9 protein-coding genes are annotated in these 12,488 nt (G+C 71.6%); 5 read left to right on the forward strand and 4 right to left on the reverse strand.

The window, feature by feature from the left end:
* The first annotated feature begins 86 nt into the window (after positions 1 to 86).
* Both OG574_RS20545 and OG574_RS20550 read left to right on the forward strand, forming a co-directional pair.
* Positions 87 to 758: a TetR/AcrR family transcriptional regulator gene (locus OG574_RS20545; RefSeq protein ID WP_326778556.1), complete on the forward strand. Its 672-nt coding sequence runs from the start codon at positions 87 to 89 to the stop codon at positions 756 to 758.
* A gap of 82 nt (positions 759 to 840) precedes the next feature.
* Positions 841 to 2,031, forward strand: a complete 1,191-nt coding sequence (locus OG574_RS20550) for a D-alanyl-D-alanine carboxypeptidase family protein (RefSeq protein ID WP_326774429.1) — start codon at positions 841 to 843, stop codon at positions 2,029 to 2,031.
* 236 nt (positions 2,032 to 2,267) lie between these two features.
* Here the strand turns inward: OG574_RS20550 and OG574_RS20555 are convergent, their stop codons facing one another.
* Entirely contained in the window at positions 2,268 to 2,774 is a 507-nt protein-coding gene (locus OG574_RS20555) for a MarR family winged helix-turn-helix transcriptional regulator (protein ID WP_100594768.1), read from the reverse strand.
* Positions 2,775 to 2,868: 94 nt separating this feature from the next.
* Between OG574_RS20555 and OG574_RS20560 the strand changes: the two genes are divergently transcribed.
* Positions 2,869 to 4,182, forward strand: coding sequence for an MFS transporter (locus tag OG574_RS20560; protein ID WP_326774430.1), 1,314 nt, complete (start codon positions 2,869 to 2,871; stop codon positions 4,180 to 4,182).
* Here OG574_RS20560 and OG574_RS20565 read toward each other — a convergent pair.
* Positions 4,112 to 6,577, reverse strand: coding sequence for an MMPL family transporter (locus tag OG574_RS20565; RefSeq protein WP_326778557.1), 2,466 nt, complete (start codon positions 6,575 to 6,577; stop codon positions 4,112 to 4,114). The two genes, OG574_RS20560 and OG574_RS20565, sit on opposite strands and share 71 nt — an antisense overlap.
* Before the next feature lie 434 nt (positions 6,578 to 7,011).
* Here OG574_RS20565 and OG574_RS20570 point away from each other — a divergent pair, with 434 nt between their 5' ends.
* Positions 7,012 to 7,686 (forward strand): response regulator transcription factor, encoded by a 675-nt coding sequence (locus OG574_RS20570; protein WP_227300528.1) that lies wholly within the window; start codon positions 7,012 to 7,014, stop codon positions 7,684 to 7,686.
* Between the two features lie 17 nt (positions 7,687 to 7,703).
* Positions 7,704 to 9,212: a sensor histidine kinase gene (locus OG574_RS20575; protein ID WP_326774431.1), complete on the forward strand. Its 1,509-nt coding sequence runs from the start codon at positions 7,704 to 7,706 to the stop codon at positions 9,210 to 9,212.
* A gap of 106 nt (positions 9,213 to 9,318) precedes the next feature.
* On the opposite strand, the gene OG574_RS20580 is transcribed toward OG574_RS20575, so the two are convergent.
* Positions 9,319 to 10,875, reverse strand: coding sequence for an ABC transporter substrate-binding protein (locus tag OG574_RS20580; protein WP_326774432.1), 1,557 nt, complete (start codon positions 10,873 to 10,875; stop codon positions 9,319 to 9,321).
* Positions 10,876 to 11,127: 252 nt separating this feature from the next.
* Positions 11,128 to 12,447, reverse strand: coding sequence for a metallophosphoesterase (locus tag OG574_RS20585; protein WP_326774433.1), 1,320 nt, complete (start codon positions 12,445 to 12,447; stop codon positions 11,128 to 11,130).
* Positions 12,448 to 12,488 lie beyond the last annotated feature (41 nt).

The following is a 12,488-nucleotide window of genomic DNA, read 5'->3' on the forward strand; positions in this document are numbered from 1 at the left end:
AGACCCCCAGCCCGGCAGCGGCCGAGAGCCCCGCGAAGAGTCCCGCCAAGAGTGAGCAGACGCGGGCGCTGATCCTGGAGACCGCGATGCGGATGTTCCGGGAGCGCGGCTACGACAAGACGACGATGCGGGCCATCGCGAAGGAGGCGGGGGTCTCCGTCGGCAACGCGTACTACTACTTCGCGGGCAAGGAACACCTCATCCAGGGGTTCTACGATCAGATCTCCGCGGAGCACCGGGCGGCCGTACGGCCCGTGCTCGACCGGGAGAGCGACCTGGAGAAGCGCATCGCCGGGGTGCTGCGCGCCTGGCTGGAGATCGCGGAGCCGTACCACGAGTTCGCGGCCCAGTTCTTCAAGACCGCCGCGGACCCGACCAGCCCGCTCAGCCCCTTCTCGCCCGAATCGGAGCACGCCCGCGAGACGGCGATCGACGTGCACCGCGAGGTGCTCGCCGGTTCGAAGGCGAAGGTTCCGGCCGAACTCGCCGCGATCCTGCCGGAGTTGATGTGGCTCTCCCAGATGGGGCTCGTCCTGTACTGGGTCTTCGACAGCTCCGAGGACCGGGAGCGCAGCCGGCGCCTCGCCGAACGGGGGGCACGCCTGACTACGCGCGGGGTCGCCCTCGCCCGGTTCCGGGTGCTGCGGCCGCTCGTCCTCGAGGTGCACGAGCTGTTCACGGACTTCCTGCCGGGGATGACGGAGGCGTCTACGGCGGCGCGGGAGAAGGGGAACGGGACGGGGAACGGGACGGGCTGATCTTCGGGGGGCTGCGGGGCTGACGGGAGGGCCGGCGGGGGGCTCTTACCTTTGGTTCATGCGCTGCTTGTACGGTCGTCTGATGCCCGGCTCCTCTTCATCGCACCACGTCAGCCGTCGCGCCGCGCTCGCCCTCGGTCTCAGCGCCGCGGCCTCCGTCACCCTGCCAGGGCCGCGCGCCGCGGCCGCGGTCTCCGCCGTCGGCGGGGAGCGGCTCGGCAGGTCCGGCGTCCAGGTGGCGTCCGGCACGCCCCGGCTGCCGAAGCTCGCCGCGCAGGCGTGGCTCGTCGCCGACCACGACAGCGGCGACGTCCTCGCCTCGTACGACGCGCACCGCGCGCTGCCCCCGGCGTCGACGCTCAAGATGCTGTTCGCGGACACGGTCCTGCCGAAGTTCGGGCGGGCCTCGGTCCACAAGGTGACCGCCGCGGATCTCGCCGGGATCCCGTACGGCAGCAGCCTCGTCGGCGTCCAGGCCGGGACCTCGTACACCGTCGAGCAGCTGTGGCAGGGCGTCTTCCTGCGCTCCGGGAACGACGCGGTGCACGTGCTCGCCAGCATGAACGGCGGGGTGGGCGAGACCGTCCGCCAGATGCAGGCCCGCGCGAAGGACCTCCAGGCGAACGACACGCATGTGGTCAGCCCCGACGGCTTCGACCACAAGGGGCAGGTGTCGTCGGCGTACGACCTGACGCTGTTCGCGCGCGCCGGGCTCAAGAACGAGGACTTCCGCGGCTACTGCGCCACGAAGACGGCCGACTTCCCGGCCGGGGGCAAGAAGACGTTCCAGATCCAGAACACGGACCGCCTCCTCACCGGGCAGGGGGTGGCCGCGTACCAGGGGCTCATCGGCGTCAAGAACGGCTACACCTCGCACGCCGGCAACACGTTCACCGGCGCGGCGACCCGCGGCGGGCGCACCCTGCTCGTCACCGTGATGCACCCCAAGTCGGGGTACGAGGCGGTGTACGAGGAGACGGCGGCGCTGCTCGACTGGGGGTTCTCGGCGGTGGGCAAGGCGGATCCGGTCGGCACGCTGGTCACGCCGCTGAGCGAGCAGCCCAAGGGCGCGGCGGCGGCCAAGCCGGGTGCGGGGGCGGCGGGCTCGGTGGGCGCTGCGGGCGCCCCCGTCGCCGCGTCGGCCACGTCTCACACGGACGACTGGGCGTTCGGCGGCTCGGCGGCGGTCGCGATGCTCGCGGGCGGCGGACTGCTGGCGCTGCGGCGTCGGGGGCGGGAGCAGCCGAGCGGACGTCGGCGGCGTCAGGGCTGACGCCGGGCCAGTGGCGGGGTGCGGCGTGAGGCTGACGCCGGGCCAGTGGGCGGGGTGCGATGTCAGGGCTGACACCGGCCATTGGGCGGGGCGCGGCGTCAGGGCTGGCGCGGCCCAGTGGCGGGGTACGGCGTGAGGCTGACGCCGGCCCAGTGAGCGAGGTACGGCGTCAAGGCCGGCACCGGCCCAGTGAGCGGGGTGCGGCGTCAGGGCTCACGTCTCTGGGGGCGTGCCCGTCAGGGTCGGCGGCCGCCGGGGCCCGATTCGGCGGCCACCATCACCCGCCGCAGCAGATCCGAGAGCTGCTTGCGCTCCTTCGCGTCGAGCGCGCCGAGCACCCGGTGCTCCTCGCCCCCGAGCCGGTCCATCGCCTTGCGCCAGATCGCGTGGCCCGCTTCGGTCAGCTCCACGTCGACCCGGCGCCGGTCGGTCCTGGACGGCGTACGGACGACGAGGCCGCGGCGTTCGAGGCCGTCGAGGCGGCCCGTGACAGAGGCCGGGGCGAGGCCCAGGTCCGAGGCGAGTTCCGAGGGCGCCGCGCGTCCGCCACGCCCCGCGAGCTTGTGCAGCGTGTCGTACTCGAACCGCTCCAGCTCCACGTCGACCAGGGCCTGTTCACGGATCCTGCGCAGATGCCGGGTGAGCTCACCGGCACGCGTGATCGCGCCCTCGACGTCCGGGTCGAGGTCCGGCATGACCGGCAGCCAGCGCGCCAGGTGCCCATCGGTCCAGTCGCGTTCCATGGGGGCAGTTTACGGCCAGATCCTTCGGTGCCAGATATTTTGATGCCCGATACTTCGTTGACGAATACTTCGGTGACGAAATACATTCGCCCGCATGCCGCGCCCCAGCCTCCGCCACCCGCTGTTGAGCAACGCCCGCTTCCGCCGCTTCTTCCTCGGCCGCCTCCTCTCCCTGGTCGGCGACGCCGTCATCCCCTCCGCCCTCGCCCTCGCCGTGCTGCGCGCCACCGGCTCGGCCTCGGCGCTCGCGCTGGTCCTGGGCTGCGCGATGGTGCCGCGGCTCGTACTCCTCCCTCTGGGCGGCGTGATCGCCGACCGCTTCAACCCGCGCATCGTGGCCCTGACCACCGACCTCGTACGGTGCGCCAGCCAACTCTTCGTGGGCATCGAACTCCTCTCCGGGAAACCGGAGTTGTGGCAGATCGCGGTCGCCGAGGCGATCGGCGGCGCGGCCTCCGCCTTCGCCATGCCGACGCTCGCCTCACTGATCGTCGGCATCGTCGGCGAGAAGGACCGGCAGGCCGCCAACTCCACCCTCGCCGTGGTCCGCAGCGGCACCCTGGCGGGCGGTCCGGCGCTCGCCGGGCTGCTTGTCCTGACCGCGGGTCCCGGGTGGGCGTTCGTGCTGGACTCCGCCTCGTTCGCCGTCAGCGCCGCCCTGCTCGCCACCCTGCGGCTCAGCCGCACCACGGCGCCCGCCGAGGAACGCCGCTCTCTCCGGTCCGACCTCGTCGAGGGCTGGCACGAGGTGCGCTCGCGCGGCTGGTACTGGACGAGCCTCGTCGCCCACGCCACCTGGAACGGCGCGGCAGCCGTGTTCGCCACCCTCGGACCGGCCGTCGCCGTCAAAGAACTGGGCGGCGACGGCGCCTGGATCATGATCGCCCAGGCCGGCGCCGTCGGCCTCCTCCTCGGATCACTCCTGTCCGGGCGGGCCCGCCCCCGCCGCCCGGTCCTCACGGGCAACCTGGCCCTGACCACGTACGTCCTGCCGCTGGGGCTGCTCGCCCTGCACGCCCCCGCACCGGCGGTCGCCGCCGCGTTCGGCGTCGCCCTGGCCGGCCTCGGCTTCTTCAATCCCCTGTGGGAGACGGCGGTGCAAACGGCCGTTCCCGCGTCGGTCCTCGCCCGCGTCACCTCGTACGACTGGCTGCTCTCGCTGGCCGCGATGCCCCTCGGCTACGTCCTCGCCCCGCTCGCCGCCGACGCCTGGGGCGAGGCGACCCCGCTGTGGATCGCGGCGGTGGCCGTGGGCCTGGCCTGCCTGGCCACAGCGGGGGTGCCCGGCGTCCGGCACTTCACGCTGAACACCCCTGCCAACGCCCCTGACGCAGATGTCAGTTCACCAGATCCGCACCGTCGTCCGTCAGCTCCACGTCGTACACCAGCGGACCGCCCCCGACGGTGATGTGGCGAGCGCGCGGCGCCACTCCGTGCGCCGTCACCGCCAGGACGTACGCCCCCGGCGCGGGCACCGACACGATGTACGAGCCGTCGGCGAGGGACGTGACGCGGTCGAGCTGGCGGCCGCCCCTGGAGACGAGGGTCACGGAGGCGCCGGCCAAGGGGTCGCCGTCGGGGGTGCGCAGGAATCCGTGGACGACCGTGGCTCCCCCGGTGCTGCTGCTCTCCACGGGCTCCGTGGTCTTGGCGAGGCCGGCGCTTTGGATGGGCTCGGTCGGCGGTGCGGCGGGCGGTTCGGCTGCCTCCACGGCCAGGTGCGGGAGCCGGCGGTCCAGCCAGTCCGGCAGCCACCAGTTGGAGCGGCCGAGGAGATGCATCGCCGCCGGGACCAGCGCCGTACGCAGGATGAACGCGTCGAGCGCGACCGCGGCGGCCAGCCCGATGCCCGCCATAGCGCCCTCCATGTCACCGCTCAGGACGAACGCGGAGAACACGCAGATCATGATGAGGGCCGCGCAGTTGATGACCCGGCTCGTCTCGGCGAGGCCGACGCGCACGGCCCGGGCGTTGTCCCCGGTGTGCACCCACTCCTCGTGCATCCGGCTCACCAGGAACACCTGGTAGTCCATCGAGAGACCGAACAGCAGCGACAGCATGATCACTGGCAGGAATGCGGTGATCGGCCCCTCCTTCCCGATGCCGAGGAACTCCGTCCCCCACCCCCACTGGAAGACCGCCACCAGGACGCCGAACGACGCGGCCGCCGCGATCAGGTTCATCAGCGCGGCCGTGAGCGGCACGACGAGCGAGCGGAACGCGATCAGGAGCAGCAGGAAGCCGAGCCCGATGATGGCGCCCACGAAGTAGGGCAGCCGGTCGCCGGTCACCGACGCGAAGTCCTTGAAGACGGCCGTCACCCCGCCGACGTGCGCCTCGACACCGGCTTCCGGGATCACATCGTCCCGCAGCCGGTCGATGAGCCGGTCCGTCCCGACGGACTGCGGGGACGTCTCCGGCACGACCTGGATGACCGTGATGCCCCCGGCGGGCGGGGCCGCGGCGGCCCGCGCGACGTCGTCCGTCGCACGGATCGTCCTGACCAGCTCCGTGGTGTCGGCGCCGCCCGGCACGACGACCTGAAGCGGCCCGTTGAAGCCGGGCCCGAAGCCCTCCGCGAGCAGGTCGTACGCCTGCCGGGTCGTCGTCGACTCCTGGTTGTTGCCCTGGTCCGTGGCGCCGAGCCGCAGCGACAGTACGGGCAGCGCGAGCACCGCCATGAAGACCAGCGCCATCGCCGCGATCGAGCGCGGGCGCTTTTGCACATACGCCGACCAGCGCGCCGCGGGACCGCTCGCCTCGGCGGGATCCGGACCCGCCGCCGCGAGCTTCCGCCGCTGCTTGCGGCTGAGGACGCGCGGGCCGAGCAGGCCGAGGAGCGCGGGCAGGAGGGTGATCGCCGCCAGGACGCTGAGCACGACCGTGAGGGACGTGGCGATGACGACACCGTCCAGGAAGCGCAGGTTCATGACCAGCATCCCGGCGAGCGCGATGCACACGGTGCCGCCCGCGAACAGGACCGCGCGCCCCGACGTGTTGAGGGCGCGCACCGCCGACTCCTCCGGTCCGAGCCCTAGCTGGATGCCGCGCCGGTGCCGGGTGACGATGAAGAGCGCGTAGTCGATGCCGACGCCGAGACCGATCAACGAGCCGAGCAACGGGGCCACTTCGGGCACGTTCGTCACATGGCTGAGCAGCATCGTCGCCATCATTCCGCTGCCGACGCCCATGATCGCGACGACGATCGGAAGCAGCATCGCGAAGAGCGAGCCGAAGGCCAGGAAGAGGACGACGGCCGCCGCCGCGATGCCGACCACCTCGGATACGCCGGTGGGCGGCTCCTGGATACGGGTGATGGCCTGGCCGCCCAACTCGACCTGGAGTCCGTCGCGTTCGGCACCCTGGGCCGTGTCGACGACTTTCTGGACGAGGTCCTTGGGGACCTCGTTCGCCTGGTCGGTGAAGGTGATCTGCGCGTAGGCGGTGCGGCCGTCGCGGCTGATCTGCGCGGCGCCGTTCCTCTCGTAGGGGCCCGCGACCTGGCCGACGCCCCGCATTCCGGCGATCTCCTTCAGCGCGGGCTCGATCCGCGACCGTACGGCCGTGTCCGTCACCGACCCCGCGTCACCGGACGCCCGCCACACCACGGTGTCCGTGTCGCCCGAACTCTGCGGGAACGCCTTCGTCATCAGGTCGTACGCCTGCTTGGAGTCCGTGTCGGGGAGGGAGAACACGTTCGAGTAGTCGGTCCCCGCCGAGGTGCCCGCGGCCCCCAGGCCGAACAGCGCCCCCACCCACAGCACCAGGACCACCAGGCGATGCCGGTAGCACCACCGTGCCAATGCCGTCACGTTTGCCACTCCTTCGGTCTTCCGTCACCGGGAGCGCGGCCGTAACTCCGGCGCGGGCTCCGCGGGTTCCCCCGGGCCTGCCTCGGCCTCAGCATCCGTGGGCGCGGGCGCACGGCGGCACGACGCGGCCATGACTCTCAAGGAACTCCAAGGGGCAGGCAGCGCCGAGCGGGGACGGGCGCGCCGATACTGGACTTATGAACGCTGGGGGTATGAGCGCTGGGCATGTGAACTCGGGGCACGCGAAGGGTGGACCTGCGGACTCGGGGCACGCGAAGGGTGGGCCTGTGAATGCTGGGCACGCGGACGCCGGTCCTATGACTGCTGGGCACGCGGACGCCGGTCCTATGACTGCTGGGCACGCGGACGCCGGGCCTGTGGGTGCCGGGCCCGTGCGCAACGCGGAGCACCCCGCGGGAGCCACCGTGCTCATCGTCGAGGACGAGCCGAGCATCGCCGACGTCCTCGCGATAGCCCTGCGCTACCACCGCTTCGAGGTCATGACCGCGGGCACCGTCCGCGAGGGCCTCGCCCTGGCCACACGTACCCGGCCCGACGCCGCACTCCTCGACGTGATGCTTCCGGACGGTGACGGCCGGGCGCTCGGGCGCGAACTGCGCGCCCGCAGGCCCGATCTGGCCCTCGTCTTCCTGACCGCGCGCGACGCGCCCGCCGAGATCGTGGGCGCGCTCGGTTTCGGCGACGACTACATCACCAAGCCGTTCAACATCGACGAGGTCGTGGCCAGACTCGGCGCCGTCCTGCGCCGCACCCGGTCGGCCGACGTCCTGCCCGAACGCCCGCCGCTGCGCTACGGCGACCTCGAACTCGACGAGACGGCCTACACCGTCCACCGCTCGGGCCACACGGTCCAGCTCACGCCCACCGAGTACGCGCTCCTGCGCTTCCTCGTGCGCAACGGCGGCCGCGTCGTGCCCAAGGAACAACTCCTGCGGCACGTATGGCAGTACGAGCACACCGCGGAGTCGACCGTCGTCGAGACCTACATCAGCTACCTGCGGCGCAAACTCGAAGCGCTGGGGCCGCCGTTGATCACTACGCGGCGGGGGGTCGGGTACGGGCTTGCGGGTGGGGCGTGAAGCGGGGGCGGGGGCACGTGCCCGGTCGGAGCCGGCGGTTCCACTCCCTGCGCGCCAAGCTCACCCTCGTCAACGTGGCACTGCTCGCCCTCGGTATCGTCGCCGCGACCGCCGTCAGCCTCATGGGCATGCGCCACTATCTCCTCGCGAACGTCGACGCCGAGCTGACCTCGTCCCGCACCTCGCTCCAGCGCACCGGTCTCACCCTCAAGCAGATCGAGTCGCTCAGCGAACTGGGCATCGCCCTCGACAAACTCTCCCCCGGCCCCAACTCCGGTGACTCCGGGGCGAGTTCACTGCCGCGCAACGAAACCGTGTTCGTGGCGATCGACCGGGCCGGCGAGCCCATCACCGTAGGCACCCTGCGCCCCACCGCCCGCCAGCGCGACCTCGCCTCCGCGGTCGACGATCCGAAAGCGCTCGCCACCGCCGACGAGCCGCGCGACGTCACTGTGCACGGCGACCCGTACCGCGCGGTGGGCGCCCGACTCGCCGACGGCACGACTGTGCTGCTCGCCACCTCGACGGCCAACGTCCAGACCGGCATCCACAAGGCGCTCAGGCTCGACATCGCCCTCGGCACGGGCCTGCTCGCGCTGCTCGCCGTCCTCACGATGATCGGCGTCAGCCACCGGATGCGGCCCCTCGAAGACATGGTCGAGACCGCGTCGGCCATCGCCGACGGAGACCTCGCACGGCGCGTGCCACCTCACCACGACACCGCCCTGGAGGTCGAACAGCTGCGGCTCGCCCTCAACTCCATGCTCCACCAGGTCGAAACGGCCTTCGAGACCCGCGAGCGCAGCTCCGCCCAGCTCCGGCGGTTCGTCGCCGACGCCTCCCACGAACTGCGCACGCCGCTCGCCGCGATCCGCGGCTACCTCCAGCTCTACGACAAGGGGATGCTCCGCGACCCGGCCGAACGCACCCGCGCCCTGGGCCGCGTCCACGCCGAGGCCGACCGCATGAGCCGACTCGTCGATGAACTCCTCACCCTGGCCCGCCTCGACCAGGGCCCCGAACTGCGCCTGCGGAACGTCGACCTGAGCCGGCTGGTCCGCGAAGCCGCCGACGACCTGCGCGTGCAGCAGCCGGACCGCCCGGTCCACGTCGCCGCGGACGGCGCGCTGCTCGTCCGCGGCGACGAGTCGGGCCTGCGCCAGATCCTCGGGAACCTCCTTGCCAACGTACGTACCCACACGCCGGAGGACGCCCCCGTCAGCGTCTCGCTCGAACGCGCGGACGGGACGGTGCGGCTGTGCGTGGCCGACGAGGGCCCCGGGCTTGACGAGGAGGACGCGGCACGGATCTTCGACCGCTTCTTCCGGGCGGGCGGGGGTGCCGGCAGCGGTCTGGGCCTGGCGATCGTGCAGGGGGTGGTGTCGGCGCACGGCGGCGAGGTGTCGGTGCGCACGGCTCCGGGGGCGGGGGTGCGGGTGACGGTGGTGCTGCCGGGGGGCGGGGGGCCTGTGGGCTCGGCTGTGGCTGAGGGGGTTCCCGTGAGTGAGGTTCCTGCTGGGGCTTAGGGGGGTCCCGTGAGTGAGGTTCCTGCTGGGGCTCAGGGGGATCCCGTGAGTGAGGTTCCTGCTGGGGCTCAGGGGGGTCCCGTGAGTGAGGCCTCGTCGGAGCCGGTCAGATCCAGCCGAGCTGCCACAGCCGGAACACCCCGGTCCCGTCCGACAGATACTGCCCGCCGGTGATGTCCTCCGTGCTGAGCACGTACTCCTTGCGCTGCCACAGAGGGATGAGCGGGACATCGCGTGCGACCGCTTCCTGGAGCTTGCGGAAGTCGCCCATGGTGCGGCTGCGGTCCTCGTACTGCTGACTGGCCTGGATCAGGCCGTCGACCTCTTTGCTGCTGTATCCGTTGTGCATGCCGGACCCGGTGCGCACGAGCTGCGCGGTGAACGTGTCCGGATCGGGGAAGTCCGGCAGCCAGCCGACCGCGTACGCGTCGAGCTTCCCGCTCGCGTACCGCGTCTGGAAATCGGTCCACTCGTAGTAGCGCAGGCTCACCTTGAACAGCCCGCTCGCCTCCAGCTGCCGCTTGATCTCCTTCGCCTCGGACGCGGACGCGGCGCCGCGCGAGTACGCGAACTCGAAGCGCACCGGCGCGCTCACCCCGGCCTCCTGGAGCAGCTTGCGCGCACGGGCGGCGTCCGGCTTCGGATACGCGTCGAAGAACGCAGTGGTGTGCCCGGTGATGCCGCGCGGGATCAGGGAGTAGAGGGAGTCGACGGTGCCTTGGTACGTCGAGGCGACCAGCCGGTCCCGGTCGAGAAGTGTGGCGAGGGCCTGTCGCACCCGGCGGTCGTGCAACGGGCGGCCCGTCCGCACATTGAGGACGAGATTGCGGGTCTCCGCGCTCTCGACCTCGGTGAGCCGCTCCCCCTTGTCGCTCGGCGCGTACGAGGCGAGCAGCGCGGGCGGCAGCTGCCGAGCGGCGACGTCGACCGAACGGGCCTTCCAGGCGGACTCGAGGGCGGCCGAGTCCTTGAAGTAGCGCAGGGTGGTGGGCTTCCCGACGCTCTTGACCGCGCCCTGGTAGCGGGAGTTGGGGACGAGTTTGGCCTGCTTGCCGGTCGTGTACGAGCTGAGGCTGTAGGGGCCGGTGCCGTCGACGCGGGTACGGGTACGCAGGCTGCGCGCCGGGTACTGGGTGCTGTCGACGATGGAACCGGCGCCCGTGGCGACCTTGAACGGGAACGTCGCGTCGGGCGAGGACAGCTGGAAGGTCACCGTCCGCGCCCCGCTCGTCTCGACCTTGCCGAGGGTGTCGAGCAGGGTGGCGGGGCCCACCGGCGAGTTGATGGCCTTCACCCGGTCGAAGGAGAACTTCACGTCCTTGGCCGTGACCGCGCGACCACTCGGGAACTTCAGCCCGTCACGCAGCTCGCAACGGTAGGTGAGCAGCCCTTGGCCGACGAACCCGCAGTGCCTCGCGGCATCCGGCACGGGCGCGGCGCCACCCGCGTCGAACGTCAGCAGTGACTGGAACACGTTGCTGTACAGCGCCCATGATCCGGCGTCGTACGCACCGGCCGGATCGAGCGACGTCACGGCATCGGTCGTCCCGACCGTGATCGTCTTGCCCTGCTCATCCCGATCCGGAAGCAGCTGCCATGCGCCGGCTCCGGCGGCGGCAAGCACCATGAACGTGGCAAATACCCGCATGCGAATCGACCGCATCGCGCCCCTCCCCAGTGACGTGGATCACTGAATCACAGGAGTTTGAGCCGTGGGAAGGGGAGGTGATGAGCTTTTGAAGACCTTGAGGCACCCTGTGAGCAACTTGTGCGCAAGGGGGTTTCGAGCCCGTTTCGGGGCGGGGTCTTTTGGGGGGTGGCGGGCTTTCGGGACGGTGGCCTTTGGGGGGCGGCGGGCTTTTCCGGGACGGTGGCTTTTTTTGGGGGCCGGGGAGATATCTCCCCGGCCCCCACCTCACGCCTGCTTCGACGCCAGCTCGACGAGCGTGATGTCCGAGGGGGCGCCCACCCGGACCGGCGGGCCCCAGGCGCCGGCGCCCCGGCTCACGTACAACTGCGTGTCGCCGTACCGCTCCAGGCCCGCGAGCGTCGGGTTCGCCGCGTCGGCGATGAAGTTGCCCGGCCAGAGCTGGCCGCCGTGGGTGTGACCCGACAACTGGAGGTCGACGCCGTGCTTCACCGCCTCGTGGATCATCACGGGCTGGTGGGCGAGGAGGACGGCGGCTCGGCCGGGGTCGCGGTCGCCGAGCGCCTTGCCGTAGTCGGGCCCGTCGCCGTAGTTCTCGCCGGTCACGTCGTTCACACCGGCCAGGTCGAACGCGCCCATCTCCACACGCGCGTTCTCCAGGGGCCGCAGGCCGATCTCACGGACGTGCTCGACCCACGGCTCAGCGCCCGAGAAGTACTCGTGGTTGCCCGTCACGAAGTACGTGCCGTGGCGGGCCCTCAGTCCCGCGAGCGGCGCGACGGCCGGCGCCAGGTCCTCGACACTGCCGTCGACCAGGTCTCCGACGACCGCGATGAGGTCGGGCTGCGTGGAGTTGATCGTGTCGACCACCTTCTGGGCGAACCCCCGCCCCAGAACCGGTCCCAGATGGATGTCGCTGACGACCGCGATCCTGAACCCGTGCGCCGAACGCGGCAGCCGGGCCAGCGGAACCGTGACCCGCTTCACCTTGGGCCCGCGCAGCACCCCGTAGGCACCGTTCCCGACGATCCCGGTGGCCGCGACGACGGCGGCACCACCGACAACGCGAGAGATAAAGAGCCGACGCGAGGGCTCGGACGCGACCGGGGATGTATCGGGCTTGGGGGTACTGGCGCTGGTGCTGGCGCTGGTGTTGGCGCTGGTGGGGGTGGGAGTGGAGGACGCGGCGGACGGCTCGTCGGGCTCGTGCGTCGGAACCAGTACGGGCTCCGGCAAGGGCCCCGCCTCCGTGCCGCCCGGCGCGGACCTGCGATCGAGGAAACGCCGCAGCAGGGGGCGCGCCACCTCACCCACGAGGACCGCGAGCACCAGATAGATGGAGAAGGCCATCCACAGGAACCCGGGCCAGGACAGGACCTGCTGCAACCAGAACGGCGCACCGGCCCGCTCGCCCGCCACCGCCGCGAACATCAGCAACGGCCCCAACACGAATACGACCGTGCCCGCTCGCCGCGCGAGACCAGCCCGAGCCGTGGTGTCGCGCACCAGGCGGCGCCACGCGTACCAGTGCAGACCGGCGAACACCGCGAGCGACGCAAGTCCTGCGATCACTAATACGGCGATCACGACGCCGCTCCCCCCGTTGCGTTCATCGCGGTGTCCGTTGC

Source organism: Streptomyces sp. NBC_01445 (genome assembly GCF_035918235.1).
Taxonomy (GTDB): domain Bacteria; phylum Actinomycetota; class Actinomycetes; order Streptomycetales; family Streptomycetaceae; genus Streptomyces.

Coding starts and splice junctions, on each gene's coding strand:
- OG574_RS20545 (WP_326778556.1), top strand. CDS start 87: ATGCGGATGTTCCGGGAGCGCGGCTACGACAAGACGACGATGCGGGCC.
- OG574_RS20550 (WP_326774429.1), top strand. CDS start 841: ATGCCCGGCTCCTCTTCATCGCACCACGTCAGCCGTCGCGCCGCGCTC.
- OG574_RS20555 (WP_100594768.1), bottom strand. CDS start 2,774: ATGGAACGCGACTGGACCGATGGGCACCTGGCGCGCTGGCTGCCGGTC.
- OG574_RS20560 (WP_326774430.1), top strand. CDS start 2,869: ATGCCGCGCCCCAGCCTCCGCCACCCGCTGTTGAGCAACGCCCGCTTC.
- OG574_RS20580 (WP_326774432.1), bottom strand. CDS start 10,875: ATGCGGTCGATTCGCATGCGGGTATTTGCCACGTTCATGGTGCTTGCC.